The sequence below is a fragment of the Parasphingorhabdus sp. JC815 genome (assembly GCF_040717415.1).
Taxonomy (GTDB): Bacteria; Pseudomonadota; Alphaproteobacteria; order Sphingomonadales; family Sphingomonadaceae; genus Parasphingorhabdus.
In genome coordinates, this window is sequence record NZ_JBFEFM010000002.1 from 411,194 (window position 1) to 432,074 (window position 20,881).

Below are 20,881 nucleotides of genomic sequence, written 5' to 3' on the forward strand. Positions count from 1 at the left end.
CCGCCCTGAACCAGCAAAATAGTTTATGATGTTAATAGTGGCCACTTGCCGGATATCCGCGAATTAGCACGGTTTAACGCATAGCTTGTGATCAGATTCGATCTTAATTTGACTTTAACCTTGTTCCTTCACAATGAAAAAATAACATTGCGGTGACACTCTGATCTTTGCGTAAAGCTTTTCTTCAGGAACAACACCGCGAAGGGGTGCGTTTGTTCAAAAGTATCGAAATGCTTGCTGATCAGGGAATGGGGTCTGCCGCGATTACCGCAGAACCGTCAGCACCGGCATCTGCTTTCTCCGGCCCGATCATTGAGAAAATATGGCCCGGCCTCCTGACCGGTAAAATGGAACAATGGCGCGAATATCTGGCCCAGATTGACTGGGTGCCCGACCTTGGCCGTAACATCGGTAGTTTTACATGGTTTCGCGGGCTTGCAACATTGGTCTTGCTCTGCGGCTTCGCGCTATCTCTGTTCCCTGAATTTGGCCCAATCAGCGGCCATTCAAAAGCGGCTCTTACAGGGCTTCATGCGGATCGGGCACGCTCGCAAATGATCACCCCGCTTGCTTATGGGGCGGATACCGGTATCCGAATGGCCGCTACGGACGCCGTACGGCCATTGGCGCAAAGTCCTGAACGTCCATATGTTGAACTTATCGCAACTCTTGGCCAAGGGGATAGCTTACGGCGAGTGTTACAACGTGCAGGAATAGCCGATTCAGAAGCAGGTGAAGTCACAAATCTAATCTCTGAAGCGATTAGTTTGGACGAGATCAAGCCAGGAACGAAAATTGACGTTACATTGGGACGTCGCGCTTCCCAAAACCAACCAAGGCCGCTGGACCAAATGGCGTTTCGGGCGCGTTTTGATCTGAATCTGGAAATTCAACGTAGCGGTGGACAACTGAAACTCAACCGTCAACCGATCATGGTTGATAATACACCATTAAGGGTGAAGGGCGTAGTTGGTACCAGCCTTTACCGCTCCGCTCGTGCAGCGGGCGCACCTGCCGGAGCTGTACAAAAGTTCCTCCAAGTCATCGGCAAGAAAATGTCGGTTTCACGCGATATCCGCGCGACAGATGAATTTGATATAATCCTGGATTATCGCCGGGCCGAAACCGGCGAAGTGGAAGTCGGAGACTTGCTTTATGCCGGTATAGAGCGCGATGGAAAAATGAAGGCACAGATGTTGAAATGGACCAGCGGCGGACGCAGCAACTGGTTTGAGGCATCCGGTGTCGGCCAATCCCGCGGCGAGCTGGTCCGCCCTACACGGGGACGCCTCACATCGCGCTATGGTATGCGCCGCCACCCGATATTACGCTATAAACGCATGCATAGCGGGATGGATTTTGGCGGCGGCTATGGCTCTCCGATATACGCGGTGACAGACGGCACTGTCGCCTATGCAGGCCGCAAGGGCGGCTATGGTAAATATGTGAAATTAAAGCATAGCGGCTCGCTCGCTTCCGGCTACGCGCACATGAGCCGCATTGCCGTACGCAACGGAACCCGCGTCCGCAAGGGACAGATTATCGGCTATATCGGTTCTACCGGCCTTTCGACCGGCCCACATTTGCATTATGAACTTTATCGCAATGGCCGGACAATTAACCCCAATTCGGTTAAATTCGTCGAACGCGCCGCGCTAAACGGCAAAGAACTCGCAAGGTTCAAAGACGAATTACAGCGCTTGAGGAATGTTACACCCGGAGCAGCTCTGGGGTCATTGAAAAGCGCGTCAAACAATCAAGAGCCGCAAAGAGAAATTAACCGGATCGAAAAAACATCAATTAGTTGAGAGTTAATGATTGAAGCTCGCATACCATAAGGCGCAGCGGAAGACTTTATATTTTCGGCGCCTGAGGTGTAATAAACGCGGTTAAATAAAAATTGCCCTACGCCGCCGCCACTCTATATTGTCTTTATGACCCAAAACCATGCTTTCCCCCGCACGCGCCTGCGTCGCTCTCGCGCTACTTCCTGGACCAGAGCGTTAGTCCGTGAAAATGTCTTGACGCCTTCGGACCTTATCTGGCCCCTGTTCATTGCGGAGGGCCACGGAATTGAAGATCCGGTTGCGGCGCTTCCCGGTGTATCCCGCTGGTCGGTGGACCTGATTGTAGAGCGTGCAAAAGAAGCACGCGAGCTCGGGATACAGTGCGTAGCCCTTTTCCCCAACACGCCACCCGAAAAACGCAGCGATGATGGCGCAGAGGCGCTGAATATCGACAATCTGATGTGCCGTGCGACCAAAGCGATAAAAGATGCCATGGGAGATGATATCGGCGTGCTGACCGATGTGGCGCTGGACCCTTATACCGCCCACGGGCAGGATGGTTTGCTTGATGCCAACGGCTATGTCGATAATGACCGGACCCTCGACATGCTGACCAAACAGGCTTTGAATCAAGCCAATGCCGGCGCAGACATTATTGCCCCTTCCGATATGATGGATGGCCGGGTCGGCGCTATCCGCGATACGCTGGAACTGGCCAATCACCATGTTGTCCAGATCATGGCCTATTCCGCAAAATATGCCAGCGCGTTTTACGGGCCATTCCGTGATGCAGTTGGTTCTGGCGATACATTGAAAGGCGACAAGAAATCCTATCAGATGGACCCGGCCAATAGCGATGAAGCCATCCGTGAAATCGCTATGGACATTGCCGAGGGTGCAGACAGCGTGATGGTCAAGCCGGGCTTGGCGTATCTCGACATCATTTATCGCGCCAAAGCTGAATTTAACGTGCCGGTTTTCGCTTATCAGGTCTCGGGCGAATATGCGTTGGTCGAGGCGGGCGCAGCCGCAGGTGTTGGCGACCGTGATGCTTTGATGATGGAGAAGCTGATCGCGTTCAAGCGGGCGGGCTGTTCCGGCATTCTGACCTATTTTGCCGCCGATGCAGCGCGGCTTTTGCGTGATGGAGATACTGCATGAACGATGTTGTTCTGGAAACAGAACGGCTGCGGCTACGCAATTGGCGCGATACAGATATCGAACCATTCATGGAACATCTCAATACTCCCAACGTCACCCGCTGGCTGGGCGGCGTGCAATCGCGGGAAGAATTTCTGGCGGCGGTGGAGCGAATCAAAGGTTATCACCGCGATTTCGGGCACACATTCTGGATTGTCGAGCGCAAATCCGATGGCGCGTTACTTGGCTTTTGCGGTTTGAAGCGTGTGAATGCCCCCCAACCCAAATTAACCGGCGCATTTGAGATAGGCTGGCGGCTCCGTGAGGATGTCTGGGGCGAGGGCTATGCGAAGGAAGCCGCAGCGGCGGCAATGGATGCCGCCTTTACCCGCTATAACGCTCCGTTCGTTGTGGCATTAACGGTTGCCGCCAATGAAGCGTCATGGGGACTGATGAAACGCCTTGGCATGACCCACCGGCCAGAGCTGGACTTTCACGATCCAGAATATGATAATAGCCTGAATCCGACTATCGTTTACCATATTGAAGCCAAAGACTGGAAATCCGACATATGACCGATCCGCTTATCCTGCCGTTCAATGGCAAAACGCCCAAGATTCACGAATCAGCTTTTATTGCCCCCGGTTGCAAGATTATCGGTGATGTAGAAATTGGCCCAGAGGCCAGCATCTGGTATAATTGCGTGATACGCGGCGATGTCAATTTCATCAGGATTGGCGCGCGCTCTAATATACAGGATGGCACGACCATCCACTGCGATAGTGCAACCCCGGCCACGCCGAACGGCAATCCGACGATTATTGGCGAAGACGCTCTGGTCGGCCATATGGTCATGCTCCACGGTGCCACTTTGGAAGATCGCGCTTTTGTCGGCCTGAGCACAACGGTCATGGACGGCTGCGTCATCGAAGGGGACGCCATGTTGGCAGCTGGCGCAACATTAACCCCCAACAAACGAATCCCGACAGGTCAGCTATGGGCCGGATCACCCGCCAAATATTTACGCGACCTCACCGAACCCGCCATCGCTGGTATGCGGATGGGCGTGGCTCATTATGTCGAAAATGGCAAAGCGCACAAAGCAGCAATAGAGGCTGCAAGGGCAGCGCAAAAATAAGCCGGATATTAGCGTAACCGGGATTTCAATGTATCTATTTCCCGTTGCTGCGCCGCAACCTGCTTTTCAATATCGTCTCTTGATTTTGCGATAAGCGCCGCTGCGCCTAGCTCTGCTCCGTCAAGTTCCTGTTCGAGCCGCTGCATATATAGAGAATCCAGGTCCGCCAACGCCGAGATCGACGGACTGCGGTCCCTCTCCAATGACGAAAGCTCCATCTGGGCCACCACCCATGATTCGCTGGAGGGGGCGGCACCGCGAGCTGCGGAAACACGGTTATTGGCCTTGGGCAAGTTTTTTAGAAAAACCTCATGCGCCGCGCCACTTTGTCGCACAGCTGCCGCGACAGCATTTTCCAAAGCAGCCGGGAGAGCACTCATTTGCGGTGGCTTTGGTGCCTTGTCATCAATTACCGATTCATCTTCATATGCCCGTTTCGATAAGGACGGGAAATCACCGGACTGCATAGCACATGCGGATAAAGACAGGCTCAAGGCCGGGACCAGAATGATGGATAATTTCATAAAAACATCTTAGGCTGCGCGGATTGCTGCGGCAATGGTCTTTGCGTTGCGTTGCATTATCATGGTGTCTGAGCATCTACGCCACTATTATATACCTGAAATTCAGCCAGCGCCGGTTGACACAGCCATGTCTATCTAGTACCCGCTCACTCTTTCCAACGTGAGCCGAGAGACTCGCGTTTCCTTGCCCATGCGTTGGAACCACAAGATTGAAACGGGAAAATGCCATGTTCGCTATAGTGCGCACCGGCGGTAAACAATATCGTGTTGCCGCGGGAGATATAATCGCAGTCGAAAAATTAGCTGGTGAAGCCGGCGATTCGGTTACCCTTGATGATGTGTTGCTGGCCGGTGACGGCAGTGACATGAAAGACCTGAAAGGCCTGACCGTGGCTGCTGAAATTGTAGCGCAGGAAAAAGGCGAGAAGGTCATTATCTTCAAGAAGCGCCGCCGGCATAATTATCGCCGTAAAAACGGCCATCGCCAGCAGCATACCGTGTTGAAGATCAACGCGATCGGTTCTGAAAAGGCCGCCAAAAAAGCCGCGCCTAAGAAGGAAGCTGCCAAGCCTGCTGAAGACAAACCAGCTGCTGAAAAAAAGGCTGCCCCAGCTAAAAAGACTGCTTCAAAAGCAGAAGAAAAGCCAGCAGCAGAGAAAAAGGCTCCGGCCAAGAAATCAGCCGCAAAGAAACCGGCTGCTAAGAAAGAGGACTAAACCATGGCACATAAGAAAGCAGGCGGTTCGTCACGTAACGGCCGTGATTCAGAAGGCCGCCGTTTAGGCGTCAAAAAATATGGCAGCGAAGCTGTTGTAGCCGGCAATATTATTATCCGCCAACGCGGAACCAAGACTCATCCGGGTCGCAATGTCGGTATTGGTAAAGACCATACTTTGTTCGCGCTTATTGACGGAAAAGTCGAATTTCACAAAGGCAAGCTTGGCCGCAAATATGTGTCGGTCAATGCCATGGCGGAAGCCGCAGAGTAACGGGATAACCAATAGCTGGTTATCCTTTGAGGGATGACCAAGCCATAATTTGGAACGGCTCGAAAGAACCACCGGATTTCAGGGAGAGGGTCACCCCCTCTCCCTTTTTTTATGTAAGCAAATATCTCTCCCTGTCGAACCTGTCACAGCATTGTCATCACTCAATCCTACAGAGCGGTTAAACAAGACAATGCAGGGCTGGTTGAACTTCGGCTTAAGCCAAAAGAAACGGAGAGTTCTATGTTTGCCAGAACACCAAGACTATTATTAAGGCCGGGTTGGCCCGAAGATGCCGACGCGCTCTATAATGCGATTAATGATGAAGCCATCGTCCGCAACCTTGCTAGTGCGCCATGGCCCTATGAACGGCGCGATGCGGAAGCATTTCTTGCTCTTCCCCATAAGGATAGAAACCCGCGCTGGCTAATATATCGCCGGACAGCCGGTACACCGCGCCTCATCGGCACGTGCGGGCTTGAACCGACAGCAGGCAACAGTGTCGAGCTGGGCTATTGGATCGGCCGCGACCACTGGGGTCTGGGCTATGCTACGGAAGCTGGCCGGGCTGTGTTGGAAACAGCAAAAGCGCTAAACCACCAGGAAATTGTCGCGAGCCATTTTATCGACAATCCTGCCTCGGCTAACGTACTGACCAAATTGGGCTTTCGGCCAAGCGGTCGCATATTATCGCGGTTTAGCAAAGGCCGCAATGACTTGGTTAAGACTGTCGAATTCCTGTTGTCGCTAAATGCTGTTTCCAACAGTAAGGAAAACTGCGACATAGAGGACAACGACATGCGACGGTTAGCTGCTTAGGCTACTTTTATCACAGGAACGCTATTTTGGTGTTTGTCCATAACAGCGACGGTCTCCGCCACTTTTGGCTGGTCCATGATCGCAGCTTCATATTCGCTTTCTGCCAATTGAATCAGGTGCCGGTCATCTTTGTTCCACGGATGAAAGCCGGGAAGAAAAAACTGCATCCATGGCCAGAAAACGTGACGCAGCAATCCCGGCTTGACGAAGGCATAACGCAATATACCTAGACGGGCTCTCAGATCTGATACTCCGTCCTGACGCAGCAGGTCTAAAGCGCCCTTGAAACGGTTTTTAGCGAAACTCAAAGAGATACGCGTCATGAAAACCGATTTAGTCAGCCAGCGTTTTGTGCGGCTCCAATCCCGGGTCGCGTGTAGCCATGTATCATAGGCGACGCCCTTATGCTCAATTTCTTCCGAGGCATGCCAAAGCCACATTTTACGCTGCTCGGCATCCGCGTCTCTTAAATGGCGTGGATTTGCTATATATTCGGCGGCCATGATTGCGGTTAAATGCTCAAGACAAGTGGTAGCTACCAGCTGCTCAGTTTGTGACATTTGCCCTATTCGGTCGAGCACATCTGTCAATGTTTTATCAAGTCGCGATGTGTCATAACCGGACTGCTCTAGCTGTTTATTAAAAAACAGATGCTCCCTGCTGTGCACGGCCTCTTGACGCACAAAGCCGGAAATTTCCCGCCGCAATTTCTCTGGTGCATCGTCCCGATATTGTTGAAGCACTTTTATGAAAAACGTCTCTCCTTTCGGAAAGGTGATAGATAATGCGTTGAAAAATGCTGTGGCATAAGGGTCACCGCCAACCCAGTAACGACGATCTATGGCTGCAGAAGAAAAATGCCGGTTGCGCGACTGAATGTTCAAATCAGACGGAGTGGCACTGCCCATGACTGTTTCATAGAGGCTGTCAGCGTCCGCTTCGATCGCTTCTGCACTGATCTGTTCTGGGCTCGCGGCATCGTGGTTTAATGGAATATTGCCCATTGTTCGTTAGAGCTCCCCTGATTGATCTAATATCTGCGCGACCAGCTATTGGTTCAGCGGATATAGTTTATGAGGGTTAACAAAACTCCAACAGCAACGAACAAAACCACAGACAACTGCGATTTTACAATAGGGTGCATGTAGTAAACAGTAGTAAAATAGTAAATCTTTTAGATTATTTGTTATTAGATAATATCATTTGCGCTGATAACGGAAATACCAGACCTCGTGTCCTTGCCGCCTTGCTTTGGCTTCATAACGGGTTTCTGGCCAACCACCTGGTCGTATCAACCAGCTTTGCGGTCCTTGACTAAGCCAGTTAAATTCACTTCGCCCGTTCATGATCATCATCGCCCATTCCAGATAGACAGGATGATCGGTGCCAAACCGAAACTCGCCGCCAGATTTCAGCTTTGCCGCGATCAGATCAACCGGACCATGATTCATAAAACGCCGTTTTGCATGACGGGCTTTTGGCCACGGATCAGGATGTAATAAATAAACAAAATTTAAACTGCCATCGGGAATCCGTTCCAGCACATCCAGCGCATTACCCATGTGGAGCCGGATATTGGGCAGAACACCGTTGCGGATATGCTGTAACGCGCCAACCACTCCGTTCAAATATGGCTCACAGCCGATAAAGCCATGATCCGGCAACATATCAGCTCGAGCTGCCATATGCTCACCTGCGCCAAAGCCAATTTCGAAATGCAGAGGACGGTTATCACCAAATAACAGCTTTGATGTTACCGGCCCCTCTGTCGGAACGCTAATCTGCGGAAGTAATTTCTCAACTAATTCTATTTGTCCTTCACGTAGGGCATGACCCTGCCGACGGCCATAAAGCTGACGGACTGTGGTCGGATCGTGATTCTCTTTATTAGTCATGCGGGGCGGTTAGCACCCATTAACTGATTCAAACAGCTGCTTTTAACGCATCCACCAAATCTGTCTTTTCCCAAGTGAAAAGATCACCCTCTGCATGACGTCCGAAATGCCCATATGCCGCAGTCGGGCTATAAATCGGTTTGTTAAGCCCTAAATGGGTGCGAATACCTTTGGGAGTCAAACGTACCAGAGTTGGCAATATTTTTTCCAGCTTTTCTTCACTGACCGTCCCCGTTCCATGCAGATCGACATTGATCGACAAGGGTTCGGCCACGCCAATAGCGTATGAAAGCTGGATCGCGCAGCGTTTAGCCAATCCGGCTGCAACAATATTTTTCGCCAGATACCGGGTAATATAGGCCGCTGAGCGGTCTACTTTAGTGGGATCTTTGCCTGAGAAGGCACCGCCGCCATGGGGACTGGCACCGCCATAGGTGTCCACAATGATCTTGCGCCCGGTCAGACCTGCATCCCCGTCCGGTCCACCAATTTCAAACCGGCCAGTGGGATTAACGTGAATAACTGTATCATCAGTGATAAAACCTTCCGGCAGGACAGAGTGAAACACGCTCAAAACATAGTCATATAGCTCTTTGTAGAGTGCGGGATTGTCACTGTCTTTATAATAGCCCGGTGCATGCTGGGTCGAAACCACCAGCGCGACAGCCTCGACAGGCACCTCATCCACATAACGCAACGTGACCTGACTCTTGCTGTCCGGCTCCAGAAACGGAGCCTTACCGCTGTGGCGATCATCGGCCATCTTTTTCAGAATCTGATGTGCATATTCCAGAGTTGCCGGCATCAAAACCGGTGTCTCATCGCTGGCATAACCAAACATGATCCCCTGATCTCCGGCGCCTTCATCCTTGTTGCCATTCTCGTCTACGCCCTGCGCAATATGAGGGGACTGTGGATGCAGGTGGTTTTCAAAAGCAAGCGTGTCCCAATGAAAGCCTTTTTGTTCATAACCGATCTTCTTCACAGTATCGCGCGCCGTTTTTTCAATCTCCTCAAGCGCTCCATCTACCCAGTTACCATCGGTATCAATAATGCCTTTGCCGCGCACTTCCCCTGCCAGAATGACGCGGTCAGTGGTTGTCAAAGTTTCACAAGCCACCCGCGCTTCGGGATCTCTTGATAAAAACAGGTCAACGATCGCATCGGAAATCTGATCAGAAACCTTGTCGGGATGGCCCTCGGAAACAGATTCGGAGGTGAAGATATATTCTGAACGCATATTTTTCTCACTATTTGGTTCGCCAAAAGATGCTTTGCGGCATCAAAGGCGCTGAACGGTAATATAAAGAAATGTTTATATGCGTAACCTAACGGGCACGAAGCCGAATGGCAATGGCGCAGATAAGCAAAATAAGTGCAAAGCCAAGCGGCAGGGTATTTCCAAAGCGCGCAAATAAAGTCGGAGCATCCGGCTGTGGCAATTTGGTATCAATCCGACCGGCCTGTCCCATTGGAATAGATTCAACAATTTGGCCTTTGCTGGTGATGACAGCCGAAATTCCGGTTGGTGTGGAGCGGATGACCGGCAAGCCTTCTTCAATCGCGCGTAGCCGGGATTGAGCCAGATGTTGAGGTGGCCCCCAAGATCCGAACCACGCATCATTTGATGGATTAAAGATAAAATCGGGCCGGTCTTCACGGTAAACGACTTGACCGGAAAAAATGATTTCGTAACAGACCTGCAAACCGGCCTTGCCAAGCGCACCAAGATCAAGTGAGCGCGGCCCCGGTCCGGGCCAGAAATCGAAATCGCCCGGTGCCAAACGTGACAGGCCTAGAGCAGAAAGCAGCGGCCGCATGGGAAGATATTCACCATAAGGAACAAGATGGCTCTTGTCGTATCGGCCCAATAATTCTCCACTCGAATCCACCGCAAAAACGCTGTTACGCGCACCGATCGCGCGTCTTTCATCAGGAGCGCCTGCTTCATCAAATTCCAGCTTCAGAGCCCCTAGCGCCAGCACATCGCCGGGCTGCATCAGATTAGCCAATTGCGTACGCAACAATGTCGGGGGACGACCATAATAATAACGCTGCGGATAACCCGTTTCCAGATAATCGGGGATCGCCGCTTCAGGCCAGAACAGGATACGGGGATCATTTTGGTCCATATCATTTTTGCGAACAGTAAGCTCGGCAAGTTTGGCAAAATTTTGATCTTCATAACCGGCCTGCCATTTATCCTGTTGACCGATATTGGGCTGAACAACCGTAATATTCGGCTGATCTCCAGATTTTGGAAGCGCATCTCCGCTACCCAAAAGGCCGAGCAAAACCGCACCGATTCCGGTTATGGCAAGAGCAACCACGCTGCGCCCTGCTATCCGCCATTGCGCGCCCATGACCCCGCCAATCGCAACACCGGTCAGGCCGGCTATGCCGACGACGATGCCCGAAAAACCATAAGTTCCGATTGACCGCATGCTGCTGGAAAATGGTGTATCGAGCATAAGCACGCCTAGCGGATTCCATATAAACCCGCTGAACACCCAGCTACGCAGCCATTCCGTAATGATCCAGAAACAGGCGAAGGCCAGAATAAAAACTATTGGGCGCCCTTTACCTGCAACCCACGCGCCAAGTGCGGTGAAAGCCGGATAAATAGCCAGATAAAGGGATAATAATATGACAGCGATATAACCTAGCCATTCCGGCATCGCCGCCTGATAGGTGAAAGCCTTTGCTATCCAGTTCAGCCCGACAATAAAATGTCCCAGACCGAACAACCACCCGGCAAGAAAAACCCTTTTACGGCTGTTAAGCCTATCCACAATGGCCATCCACAGCGCCAGTGCCAGCAGAGCGATCGGCCAAAGACCCAACGGCGCAAAGCCGGTCGCAGAGACCGCCCCGGCGACCAACGATAGCCAAAGCGAATATTTTGCGAACAAGGTTTGGAGAGTTTTCACAAGCAGCTTTTGCCGCGTTATCTGGTATGATTCAAACCTTATTTGGCATTTCCCGTTTGCGGCCAGGAACAAAGCCCCGCTATAGCGGGGATATGAAATTATTTCTCTTGATACTCGCAATCTCCCAAGCTGCTTCTGTCCCTGCCAGAGAGGCACCAACGGACATGAACGAAATACACAAACGCGAGATTTCCTGTGTGGCGACCTTTGCGATTGTTGCATCGGAACAAGAGCGCGGGATTGATAGCGCTCTACGCTATCCGATACTCACCGAACGCGGACGCACCTATGCGGGACAGGTTGGTGAAAAGGTGATGGCAGAAACCGGACAGTCGCGTGAGCAGGTGCGCGATGCAATATTGGCAGCGGTTGCCGATCAACAAACCAAGGCCAAAGATGCTGCCGAACCCGACGAGATCGTCTCCACTGAAATGAAAAAATGCCTGCCGCTGCTGGATGTCGCACTTCCGGGTAAACCCAAACCGACATTAAACCAATGTGCCGCCATGATGCAGCTAGCCTATGAGAAAGTTTACGAGGAAGAAAATCTATCCAAAATGGCGCAAGATTTGAAAACCTTGGCTTTTGTGCTTGACAGTCGCGCCCGTGAAAAGATGCGCGGCGAGGGAAAGAGCGGAAATGAAAGCGATATTATCCTTACTCAAATTCGGGAAGAAATGAAAATCGCCCAGCCTCAACAAGCGTCTCAGGAAGATCTAGATATCGACCATTGTTTCTTGCTCGCCGCCCCAGAAAATAAGGGCCAGAATTTTGAGCATTGAACCCCGCCCCTTCCACCTCGCCTTCCCCGTTAATGACTTGGCTGCGACGCGGCAATTTTATGGCGACCTACTGGGATGCGAGGAAGGCCGAAGCAGTGATTGCTGGATTGATTTCAATCTTTTCGGTCATCAGATTGTTGCTCATCTGGACAAGCATATGAAACCGCTGGCGATGGCCAATCCGGTAGATGGAAAAAATGTTCCCGTCCCCCATTTTGGCGTTGTCCTGACGATGCGGCAATGGGAGGCTCTGGCGACGCGGCTGAAACATGCAGGAACTGACTTTCTCATCAATCCGACCATAAGGTTTCGTGGGCAGGCTGGTGAACAGGCTACAATGTTCTTCCTTGATCCCAGCGGAAATGCTCTTGAATTCAAAGCTTTCGTCGATGATCGACAACTATTCGTCGCGGACTAGTTCCGATCGGGAATCCACCAGCGCCATTTTACGCTCAATCTTATGCCGCCGCATTTTCTCCACAAATGTCGTGCGGCGCAGACTGACCAGCTGAGCGGCTTCTGCCACTACGCCCTGCGCCATTCTAAGAGCCGACAATAGATATTTACGCTCTTCCTGCATCAGATGTTTTTTCAGATCAAAGCCCCCACCCAATGTTTCTTTATCACCGGCCTCATCTTTGAAAGGCTGCGCCGCAGCACCGCCCGCGAAACTCGATGGCAACCCATGTTGCTGATAGGTCGGCGCAGTGGATGCCCGGCGGCGGAACAAGGAAGACACCTGACTGGCCGATATCATTATGCCGGGAAATAGCAGCACCGCCCGTTCGATAATATTGCGTAATTCCCGGGCGTTGCCGGGCCATGCATAATTTTCTAATATATCCATGGCTTCAGAGGTAAAATAGATTTCTTCCCCGTCGATCTTCTCAATAAAATGACGGATGAGCGGTGCAATATCATCCCGGCGCTCTTTTAGGGCGGGTATATCAATGGGAAAGACCGATAGACGATAAAACAGATCTTCCCGAAAGCGTTTCTCGGCAATGGCCTGATCCAGATTCTGATGCGTGGCCGAGATAATCCGCGTGTCAATCGCAATCGACTCTGTGCTGCCTATCCTCTCAATCTGCTTCTCTTCCAGCACGCGGAGCAATTTGACTTGCATGTCAAAAGGCATGTCACCGATTTCATCAAGAAATAACGTGCCCTTACTGGCATCTTCAAACTGCCCTTTACGCTGGCCTATTGCGCCGGTGAAGCTCCCTTTTTCATGCCCGAAAAGCTCTGATTCCAGTAGATCACGAGGGATTGCCCCGCAATTCACGCCAACAAATTTTTCATTTACCCGCGCAGAGCAAAGATGCAGTGCTTTTGCCACCACCTCTTTCCCGCAACCCGATGGTCCGGTGATCATGACAGGTATAGATGTAGCCGCAGCATAGCGGATCAGGCTACGCACCTCTTCTATTGCAGCACTGTCTCCGACTAGATGATGGGCAGGATCATCAGGATGCAATATCCGTTCATTCCCGATAGAATTGGGGCGTTGTTCCATAGCAATTCACACTCCCGTAAAACGTCTCTTTTGAGATCTATGGAAAACCTATATGCAACGGGCCGTAAAATATTTGACAGTTTGGTCGATTATGGAGGAAAATGGTTCTGAACGCGTCACCATCTTAGTCTTGATGTTCGTTTTTCCAGCGGTTCAGCGCATGCTCCAAATGCCTTTCCGCCACATCGCGTGCTTTATTTCGTGGCAGACCAAGAGAACTGGCAAGCCGCTCTCCGATCAGCGCATCTCCCAATGCCATGAGTACCAGTGTCAGCGTATCCTCATGCATTTCCTTATCTTCATGGCCGCCCTCACCCACTTCATCGACCAGCACGTGGATCGCATCGACAATCGGGTCAAGCGCATCTTCATTTCCTGTCAGCAACATCCATGACGACAAAGCTGCCGCGCCCTGCTTGTCGAAAGCATCAAAGGTCAGGTCAACAATATCGCGCACCGTTCCTTCACCTGTACGCGACTTCAGCACTGCCTGGGCAATTGATCCGCAAACCTGATCTGTCAGATATTGGGCAAGCGATTTTTGCAATCCCGATGCGGAACCGAAATGGTGGAGAAGATTAGCGTGCGTCCGGCCAATCCGCGAGGCCACAGCCTTTAGCGTTACGGCCTGAGGACCAGCTTCGATCAACAAGTCGCAGGCAGCGGCCAAAGCCATGCCGCGGCTTTCTTCCGGAGAGAGGCGTCGCTTAACTATTGACATTTGTGTAAGTAATTTTAATGTGCATGTTCGAATGTAGACATTATTTTGTGGAAAAGCGAACTTTTATGAACATTCAGGGCACCAAGCAAGCGCAACCGGCCAGCATTGTGACGCCGACACCCAAAGATCATCAGATAACTCCGCGGGATCGTCGCTTTGGACGCGATGCCGGTGATGAGCCGGGCCGGTGGTGGCTCAATGGCGACCCGGTTGCGACAGCATTTTATAATGCGCTGTCGCTGACCTTCCCGCGCGGCGAGGCGTTTTTTATCGAAAGCGTCAAAGCCTTTCGTGATATTACGCCGGAAAAGCTTCAAAATGAAATCCGCGCTTTTGTAAAACAGGAAATTATTCATACTCGCGAGCATGTCGCCCTTAACCGCCGCGTTGAAGATGCCGGTTATAATACTGGCGCAATCGAGAGGCGCGTTGCCGAATCGCTGGAAATGACCAAAGATCGTCCCGTGATCGCTAATCTGGCTGCCACAATGATTCTTGAGCATTTCACTGCAATCATGGCGCAACAATTTATCGCCAATCCACAGCATTTTGCCAATGCGGATCAGGAAACAGCCGATTTATGGCGCTGGCACGCGCTGGAAGAAATTGAGCATAAAGGCGTTGCCTATGACACATGGCTCTATGCGACCCGTGACTGGTCCCGTTGGCAACGCTGGAAAGTCAAAGCGCTAATGATGCTGGTCATCACCCGCAATTTCTGGGCCAACCGCTATACCGATACGCTTGACCTGTTGGCGCAAGACGGCCTTACCGGCTGGCGCATCAAGGCAAAATTGTTGAAATTTCTATTCATCACACCCGGCGTGGCGCGGAAAATCATTATCCCGTGGATCAAGTTCTTCCTTCCCGGTTTTCATCCTTGGAACGAAGATGACCGGCATTTGATCAACCTTGCCGAAAGCGAATTTTCAGCGGCACTGCCGGAAGGAGCTCAAGCCGCGTAAAAGCCAAGAGCAGGATGCATAGCCGCTAGTTTGCCGCCCTACTTATATCCACCTTATCCACCCATTCAGGATAAAAACTGGGTTCGCGGGTAGACCAGCCGGGAGCAGTTGCAGCTGCTTCGCTGATTGACTGAAGCAAGCTCTTGCGCGTTTTTGGATGCAGGTGCGGCAACGATGCGGCGGCACAAAATCCTCCCGGCAACCAGGGCCTGACATCCGGACCAAGCAAGCGCTCATAAAGGAAACGATAAGCCGGAAAACTATTTATACGCCCCTGCCCCAGATCATAAGCCGATAACTGGATCAGGGGTGACATGAACTGCTCAATACCATCAATAGTGCAGTCGTCGGGAATAGCTTTGCGAATATCGGCAAGACGTTTGTAAAGCCTCGCCTGTTCCTTGATACCGCTTTCCTCAACGGCATCGCGAGACCATGTTTGCACTGCATCCGCGCGGTCCAGTCCAACGTCAAGCGAACGCCGTATATAACGCTGGGTTGCCGAACCGAAGCCGGCAAATTCCTTCATCTCTGCCAGCGTCAATGCGCCGGGTATCACTTGCATTTCCTTGGCCATGTTACCTCCTGTATTGGAACATTGCTCGGTTCTCGCTGAGGACTATTGGACCAAAATATGGTTAGTATTTCGTTAAATGCCGCCGTGGGCGCTTTGGATAGCATCTGTTGTTTTTAAATAAGATGCTCGGAAAATGACTGAAATGGCCACAATGCGCCGAAGGTTTCGACCAACAGTAACTCTGGTTCGACCGGACGCGATTTCGATAGAGACAAGAGATATGATTTCATTCTAAACTGGTTGCTCACCGGAAAATTGAGCATTTGATGAGAAAATTTGAAATCGGACATCGCAAAGCATCGGTCGGGCAACAGGTCGCAATCCTGTCTATCCTTGGCTTTTGGCTGTTCTTTGTGATCATCATCACGCTACGCACGGCGGTCGGCGACTGGCCAGCGCAAGGCGAAATGGCAATACGGCGCGTGGTGGTGACAATCCTCGGGATCGGGCTGACCTACTTATTATATCTGCTGCTACGTCAATTTGATGACAAGGCGCTCTCCACCCGGATTATCACGGCCTTTGCCGCGGCGATACCCTGCGCCATCGCTATCGCTACGTTCAACTATTATGTGTTCAATATTTATAATCCCGAAAGCCTGATTGACGAAAAAAATTTTGCGAAAATGCGCGAATATATGGAGCAAGACAATTATGCTCTAAAAGCCATTATAGAAGACAGTATATCACGCTTTTTCTTCATCATTAGCTGGGCCTCGCTATATCTGACGCTAAGCTATGCCGCAGAAGTCCGTACCGTGGAGCGCAAGGCCGCCCGCTTTGCTCAAGCAGCGCAGGATGCCGAACTGCGTAGCCTGCGTTATCAGGTTAATCCGCATTTCCTGTTCAACACACTCAACAGTCTTAGCACTTTGGTAATGCGTAGCCAGCCGGAGGAAGCGGAGAAGATGATCCTTAACCTGTCGAAATTTTATCGCACCAGCCTGTCAGGTGATCCGCTTGAAGATGTTGCATTGTCTGAGGAAGTGCACCTGCAAAAACTATATCTCGACATAGAGGCAGTGCGTTTTCCCGATCGCTTGAAGATTGAAATTGATATTCCCGAAGACTTAATGGACGTGCTCGTACCGGGCCTGATCCTGCAACCGTTGGTGGAAAATGCCATCAAACATGGGGTCGCCCATTCCAAACGACCCGTTACAATTCGTATAAGCGCGATGGCACAGGGAGATTTCCTGAAGCTGACTGTTGCTGATAATGGAGAAACCCCGCTGCGAAGTAAATCCGGTGACAATAATAATGGTATCGGGCTCGCCAATGTTCGCGACAGGCTGGAAACCAGATTTGGAACACAGGCACATTTGGAAACCCACCACCTGGAAAGCGGCGGCTTTATTGCAGAGCTGACCGTCCCACTGCTAACGGATATCTGATCATGCCAGAAGACAAATACTCTGTAGCACCGTCCTCGCCCTTACAACTCGACACATTGATCGTCGATGATGAACCGCTGGCGATTGAGCGGTTGCAGCTTCTGTGCGCTCGGCAAGAGCATATCAACCTAGTCGGGACTGCAAGCGATGGCGAGGCCGCGCTGCGGTTGGCAAAGCAGCTGGAACCTGATCTGTTGCTACTCGACATTGCGATGCCCGGGATGAACGGCCTGGAAGTAGCGAAAAGCCTTTCTGCCATCAAAAATGTGCCTGCAATTATTTTTGTAACTGCCTTTGATAAATTTGCGGTAGAGGCATTTGGCGTCGCCGCCGTCGATTATTTGCTTAAGCCGGTTGAGACTGAGCGTCTGTCGGTTGCCATATCCCGTGTTCTGGAACGCAAAGGAGAACAGGCACCGGCACAGACGGGAGTACAGGCCGAAGACTCGCCTTGGGCCGAGGAGTTCTGGGTGCCTTATAAATCGGAACTGCGCCGCATTGCTGCCGCTGAAATCAACCGGATCGAGGCGGAGCGGGACTATATGCGGCTTCATGTTGCAGGAGATCCCCAGCGTGAACATAGCGGCGGCTCAAGCTATTTGCTGCATCAGACCATTACCGGGCTGGCCGAGCGGCTGAATCCGGAACATTTTATCCGGTTGCATCGATCACATCTGGTACGCCGGGACTGGATTAAAGGCCTGCGCCACGATGGTGGCGGTATATGGGTTGCCTGTCTGAAATGCGGCACGGAAATCCGCATTGGCCGCACGCATCTAGCCGAAGCCAAAAAGTTGGCTGGCCGATAATATTTCTCGAAAATTACAAAAATAAACCCCGGTGTAAGGGCACCGGGGTTATGAGTTGGTTTGGCCAAAATGAGGCCGCTTAATTGGGATTGCGGCTCTTGGAATCTTGTCACTTATCTCCGATAACCATCGCCGTTTCGCGCAGCGTTCCAGCTTTGGCTTGAGCAATCAAAGAGACCTTCGCGCGGTTCGCCGTCAAATTGGCTTCTTCAACACAGTTCCCGTGATCGGCCATCTCATGTAGGCTTCGCCGGTCAAAGCTACCACATACCTGTTTGACGGCGCCTTTAAGACGTCCTTCTAGAGTTAGCTGGCCATCCGCAGTGGTTAGGTCAAGATCGGCATAGCTAACTTCGACAGACCGTGTTTCCCGGATTTGCGCGTTTGCAGTGGTAGAAAAACCGGCTGCGGATACGGCCATCGCTGTAATGGCACCTGCAACGCACAAGCCTTTGTTCAAAATAGCATTCTTCATCTCATCACTCCTCAATTATATTTTGTTGGAGCAGACCGTAAATCCATGGGACGAATCTGATGGTCTGCTCATGTTTCCCTGCTGAAAGAAGGGAAAGGGCTATAAGTGCAGGAGCAATTTGTTTCGACCAGCCCTTAGAAGTGTCTGGTGACTTATGCTCCTGCCTCGTATTTTTAGATACGCGATGGCGAAGCAATAAGCATTGAGACTTCTATAAACGGCTATTTTGATCGACAGGCGGCAAACAGCTTCGACCAACGACCACCGGGCGTCGACAAAACTATCTTAACGTAACTTTTGTTACTATTCAGTATGTTACCGAGAAACCCGAATCATAGTGTAATACAAGGCTAAATCAGTCCGGACAGGGGGCTTGACGGATCTGCGTACATGCGGCGCCCCATCCGGCCGGCTAAATAGGCTTCGCGTCCAGCCTCCACGGCCAGCTTCATTGCACGCGCCATACGAACGGGTTGTTTAGCTTCAGCGATGGCAGTGTTCATCAATACACCGTCACAACCCAATTCCATTGCAACCGCTGCGTCACTTGCCGTTCCAACACCGGCATCGACAAGCACCGGCACATTGGCCCCTTCAACAATCAGGCGGATCGTCACCCGGTTCTGGATTCCCAATCCCGAACCGATCGGCGCGCCCAGCGGCATGACCGCAACCGCGCCCGCATCCTCCAACTGTTTCGCGGCAATCGGGTCATCAACGCAATAGACCATCGGTTTGAACCCTTCATTGGCCAGCACCTCGGTTGCTTCCAATGTTTCGCGCATATTGGGATAAAGCGTCTTGGCCTCACCCAGAACTTCCAGTTTCACCAATTCCCATCCGCCTGCTTCGCGCGCAAGCCGCAATGTGCGGATAGCATCATCGGCGTTGAAACAACCTGCGGTATTAGGCAGATAAGTGACTTTCTTGGGATCAATATAATCTGTCAGCATGGGTTGGTTGCGGTCCATGACATTCACGCGCCGGACAGCCACCGTGACAATCTCTGCTCCCGCCGCTTCTACGGCAGCGGCATTTTCTTCAAAATCCTTATATTTCCCTGTTCCGACGATCAGGCGGGATTTGAAATTCTGACCGGCAACGCTCCAACCGTCATCACTTGATTGATCACCACCGCCAACAAAATGGACTATTTCCAACTGATCCCCATCTTCCACAATAACATCGGCCAGCGTAGAACGCGTTACAATGTCCCGGTTCCGCTCTACCGCCACTTTTGCCGGGTCCAGGTCCAGCGAGCGGACAAGGTCAGCGACAGACATTCCGCCCTCAATCCGTTTGTGATCGCCATTTAGCTGAATTGAAATTTCCGACATAAGCAATGTTTCCATACTGTTTAATCTCGCTTTTCAGGATCTAGCCCTATAAAGAGGCCATATAAAGAGGCACGCGGTGCCGCAACCAAAAGCACGATACGGGGACAACATATTGTCACAGGGAAAGAGCACACGAAAGACCGTTTTTGTTCTTAACGGGCCCAATCTCAATTTGCTAGGGATGCGGGAGCCGGAAATCTATGGATATGACACGCTCGACGATATTGCTGGCCAGCTGGAAGATCAGGCGCATGAGCTAGGACTTGAAGTGGATATTCGCCAGAGCAACCATGAAGGCCATCTGGTCGATTGGCTGCATGAAGCAGCTGCCGATAAAGCACTGGCAGTCATCTTGAACGCCGGAGCTTTCACTCATACGTCCATTGCGCTGTACGACGCTATATCTGCAATCGACGTGCCGGTAATAGAGGTGCACTTGTCCAATCCGGCAGCTCGGGAAGAATTTCGGCATAAAAGTTTACTGGCGCCAGTTGCAAAAGGCACGATTTGCGGCTTTGGTGCACTCAGTTATCAATTGGCGCTTGATGCTACCCAAAAATTATAGCGCATAATTTTAATTTCAAGAAAAATGGGAACCAGAAATGGCCGCAAAAAAAGACAGTAATGGAAGCATGAATGTGGATCTCGACATTGTTCGGGAACTTGCCGCGATACTAGATGACGCTGGTCTAAGCGAAATTGAAGTCGAAGAAGATGACCGGAAAATCCGCGTTTCACGTAGTGGCGGCACTCATGCCCCCGTTCAGGCCGTTGCTCCGCCTATGACTGCACCAGCAGTTGCGCCATCCACTGACACTGCGCCGCCTCCGGCCAATGACCATGCAGGCGCACAAAAATCGCCAATGGTCGGCACTGTTTATATGGCCCCCGAACCTGATGCGGCCCCATTTGTAAATGTGGGAGACAAGGTTTCTGTAGGCGATACTTTGTTAATCGTCGAAGCAATGAAAGTCATGAACCCGATTGCCGCCGAAAGCAGTGGGACTGTGAAAGCAATATTGGTCGAAAATGGTCAGCCGGTCGAATTTGACCAGCCGCTGGTTGTGATTGCGTAGGTGAGATTTA

The 20,881-nt window shown here is 51.4% G+C and carries 24 protein-coding genes; 14 read left to right on the forward strand and 10 right to left on the reverse strand.

Annotated elements, in window-relative coordinates:
• Positions 1–167 precede the first annotated feature (167 nt).
• The 4 genes from AB1K62_RS07655 (at position 168) to AB1K62_RS07670 (ending at position 4,065) form a co-directional block, all read left to right on the forward strand.
• Positions 168–1,808 carry a M23 family metallopeptidase gene (locus AB1K62_RS07655; RefSeq protein WP_367002633.1) on the forward strand — a complete coding sequence of 547 codons (1,641 nt, stop codon included), beginning with the start codon at positions 168–170 and terminating at the stop codon, positions 1,806–1,808.
• A 126-nt stretch (positions 1,809–1,934) separates the two neighbouring features.
• Positions 1,935–2,948: a porphobilinogen synthase gene (hemB, locus tag AB1K62_RS07660; protein ID WP_367002634.1), complete on the forward strand. Its 1,014-nt coding sequence runs from the start codon at positions 1,935–1,937 to the stop codon at positions 2,946–2,948.
• The gene (locus AB1K62_RS07665; RefSeq protein ID WP_367002636.1) at positions 2,945–3,502 is read left to right on the forward strand and encodes a GNAT family N-acetyltransferase; all 558 of its coding nucleotides are present in this window, start codon (positions 2,945–2,947) and stop codon (positions 3,500–3,502) included. The genes hemB and AB1K62_RS07665 overlap by 4 nt, the downstream gene beginning before the upstream one ends.
• A complete protein-coding gene (locus tag AB1K62_RS07670) occupies positions 3,499–4,065 on the forward strand; it encodes a gamma carbonic anhydrase family protein (RefSeq protein WP_367002637.1) in 567 nt (188 codons plus the stop codon). The genes AB1K62_RS07665 and AB1K62_RS07670 overlap by 4 nt, the downstream gene beginning before the upstream one ends.
• An 8-nt stretch (positions 4,066–4,073) precedes the next feature.
• Here AB1K62_RS07670 and AB1K62_RS07675 read toward each other — a convergent pair whose 3' ends face one another.
• On the reverse strand, positions 4,074–4,589 hold the full coding sequence (locus AB1K62_RS07675) for a hypothetical protein (protein ID WP_367002638.1): 516 nt from the start codon (positions 4,587–4,589) through the stop codon (positions 4,074–4,076).
• Positions 4,590–4,816: 227 nt separating this feature from the next.
• On the opposite strand from AB1K62_RS07675, the gene rplU reads away from it, so the two are divergent.
• From rplU to AB1K62_RS07690, 3 genes are all read left to right on the forward strand, one after another.
• A complete protein-coding gene (rplU, locus tag AB1K62_RS07680) occupies positions 4,817–5,305 on the forward strand; it encodes a 50S ribosomal protein L21 (RefSeq protein WP_367002640.1) in 489 nt (162 codons plus the stop codon).
• 3 nt (positions 5,306–5,308) lie between these two features.
• Complete coding sequence (gene rpmA, locus AB1K62_RS07685; RefSeq protein ID WP_367002641.1) at positions 5,309–5,578, forward strand: 50S ribosomal protein L27; 270 nt, start codon at positions 5,309–5,311, stop codon at positions 5,576–5,578.
• A gap of 240 nt (positions 5,579–5,818) precedes the next feature.
• Positions 5,819–6,394, forward strand: a complete 576-nt coding sequence (locus tag AB1K62_RS07690; protein ID WP_367002643.1) for a GNAT family N-acetyltransferase — start codon at positions 5,819–5,821, stop codon at positions 6,392–6,394.
• Here the strand turns inward: AB1K62_RS07690 and AB1K62_RS07695 are convergent.
• From AB1K62_RS07695 to lnt, 4 genes are all read right to left on the reverse strand, one after another.
• Positions 6,391–7,398, reverse strand: a complete 1,008-nt coding sequence (locus AB1K62_RS07695) for a metal-dependent hydrolase (RefSeq protein WP_367002645.1) — start codon at positions 7,396–7,398, stop codon at positions 6,391–6,393. The two genes, AB1K62_RS07690 and AB1K62_RS07695, sit on opposite strands and share 4 nt — an antisense overlap.
• 195 nt (positions 7,399–7,593) lie before the next feature.
• Entirely contained in the window at positions 7,594–8,289 is a 696-nt protein-coding gene (locus tag AB1K62_RS07700; protein WP_367002646.1) for a tRNA (guanine(46)-N(7))-methyltransferase TrmB, read from the reverse strand.
• A gap of 28 nt (positions 8,290–8,317) precedes the next feature.
• Positions 8,318–9,529 (reverse strand): methionine adenosyltransferase, encoded by a 1,212-nt coding sequence (gene metK / locus AB1K62_RS07705; protein ID WP_367002648.1) that lies wholly within the window; start codon positions 9,527–9,529, stop codon positions 8,318–8,320.
• Positions 9,530–9,617: 88 nt separating this feature from the next.
• The gene (gene lnt, locus AB1K62_RS07710; RefSeq protein WP_367002649.1) at positions 9,618–11,219 is read right to left on the reverse strand and encodes an apolipoprotein N-acyltransferase; all 1,602 of its coding nucleotides are present in this window, start codon (positions 11,217–11,219) and stop codon (positions 9,618–9,620) included.
• Positions 11,220–11,311: 92 nt separating this feature from the next.
• Between lnt and AB1K62_RS07715 the strand changes: the two genes are divergently transcribed.
• Positions 11,312–12,001, forward strand: coding sequence for a hypothetical protein (locus tag AB1K62_RS07715; RefSeq protein WP_367002651.1), 690 nt, complete (start codon positions 11,312–11,314; stop codon positions 11,999–12,001).
• On the forward strand, positions 11,997–12,419 hold the full coding sequence (locus tag AB1K62_RS07720; RefSeq protein WP_367002809.1) for a VOC family protein: 423 nt from the start codon (positions 11,997–11,999) through the stop codon (positions 12,417–12,419). The genes AB1K62_RS07715 and AB1K62_RS07720 overlap by 5 nt, the downstream gene beginning before the upstream one ends.
• Here the strand turns inward: AB1K62_RS07720 and AB1K62_RS07725 are convergent.
• Both AB1K62_RS07725 and AB1K62_RS07730 read right to left on the reverse strand, forming a co-directional pair.
• Positions 12,402–13,517, reverse strand: coding sequence for a sigma-54 dependent transcriptional regulator (locus AB1K62_RS07725; RefSeq protein ID WP_367002652.1), 1,116 nt, complete (start codon positions 13,515–13,517; stop codon positions 12,402–12,404). The genes AB1K62_RS07720 and AB1K62_RS07725 overlap by 18 nt on opposite strands.
• Before the next feature lie 124 nt (positions 13,518–13,641).
• Positions 13,642–14,238: a helix-turn-helix domain-containing protein gene (locus AB1K62_RS07730; protein ID WP_367002653.1), complete on the reverse strand. Its 597-nt coding sequence runs from the start codon at positions 14,236–14,238 to the stop codon at positions 13,642–13,644.
• 65 nt (positions 14,239–14,303) lie between these two features.
• Between AB1K62_RS07730 and AB1K62_RS07735 the strand changes: the two genes are divergently transcribed.
• Positions 14,304–15,203 (forward strand): metal-dependent hydrolase, encoded by a 900-nt coding sequence (locus AB1K62_RS07735; protein WP_367002654.1) that lies wholly within the window; start codon positions 14,304–14,306, stop codon positions 15,201–15,203.
• A 25-nt stretch (positions 15,204–15,228) separates the two neighbouring features.
• On the opposite strand, the gene AB1K62_RS07740 is transcribed toward AB1K62_RS07735, so the two are convergent.
• Positions 15,229–15,780 (reverse strand): hypothetical protein, encoded by a 552-nt coding sequence (locus AB1K62_RS07740; protein ID WP_367002656.1) that lies wholly within the window; start codon positions 15,778–15,780, stop codon positions 15,229–15,231.
• Between the two features lie 266 nt (positions 15,781–16,046).
• Between AB1K62_RS07740 and AB1K62_RS07745 the strand changes: the two genes are divergently transcribed.
• Both AB1K62_RS07745 and AB1K62_RS07750 read left to right on the forward strand, forming a co-directional pair.
• The gene (locus tag AB1K62_RS07745) at positions 16,047–17,174 is read left to right on the forward strand and encodes a histidine kinase (protein ID WP_367002657.1); all 1,128 of its coding nucleotides are present in this window, start codon (positions 16,047–16,049) and stop codon (positions 17,172–17,174) included.
• A 2-nt stretch (positions 17,175–17,176) separates the two neighbouring features.
• Positions 17,177–17,983 carry a LytTR family DNA-binding domain-containing protein gene (locus AB1K62_RS07750; RefSeq protein WP_367002659.1) on the forward strand — a complete coding sequence of 269 codons (807 nt, stop codon included), beginning with the start codon at positions 17,177–17,179 and terminating at the stop codon, positions 17,981–17,983.
• Between the two features lie 109 nt (positions 17,984–18,092).
• Here AB1K62_RS07750 and AB1K62_RS07755 read toward each other — a convergent pair whose 3' ends face one another.
• Complete coding sequence (locus AB1K62_RS07755; RefSeq protein ID WP_367002660.1) at positions 18,093–18,458, reverse strand: UrcA family protein; 366 nt, start codon at positions 18,456–18,458, stop codon at positions 18,093–18,095.
• Between the two features lie 350 nt (positions 18,459–18,808).
• A complete protein-coding gene (thiS, locus tag AB1K62_RS07760; protein WP_367002661.1) occupies positions 18,809–19,795 on the reverse strand; it encodes a sulfur carrier protein ThiS in 987 nt (328 codons plus the stop codon).
• 112 nt (positions 19,796–19,907) lie between these two features.
• Between thiS and aroQ the strand changes: the two genes are divergently transcribed.
• The gene (gene aroQ / locus AB1K62_RS07765) at positions 19,908–20,360 is read left to right on the forward strand and encodes a type II 3-dehydroquinate dehydratase (protein WP_367002663.1); all 453 of its coding nucleotides are present in this window, start codon (positions 19,908–19,910) and stop codon (positions 20,358–20,360) included.
• A 37-nt stretch (positions 20,361–20,397) separates the two neighbouring features.
• Positions 20,398–20,871 carry an acetyl-CoA carboxylase biotin carboxyl carrier protein gene (gene accB, locus AB1K62_RS07770; RefSeq protein ID WP_367002665.1) on the forward strand — a complete coding sequence of 158 codons (474 nt, stop codon included), beginning with the start codon at positions 20,398–20,400 and terminating at the stop codon, positions 20,869–20,871.
• The last annotated feature ends 10 nt before the right edge of the window (positions 20,872–20,881 follow it).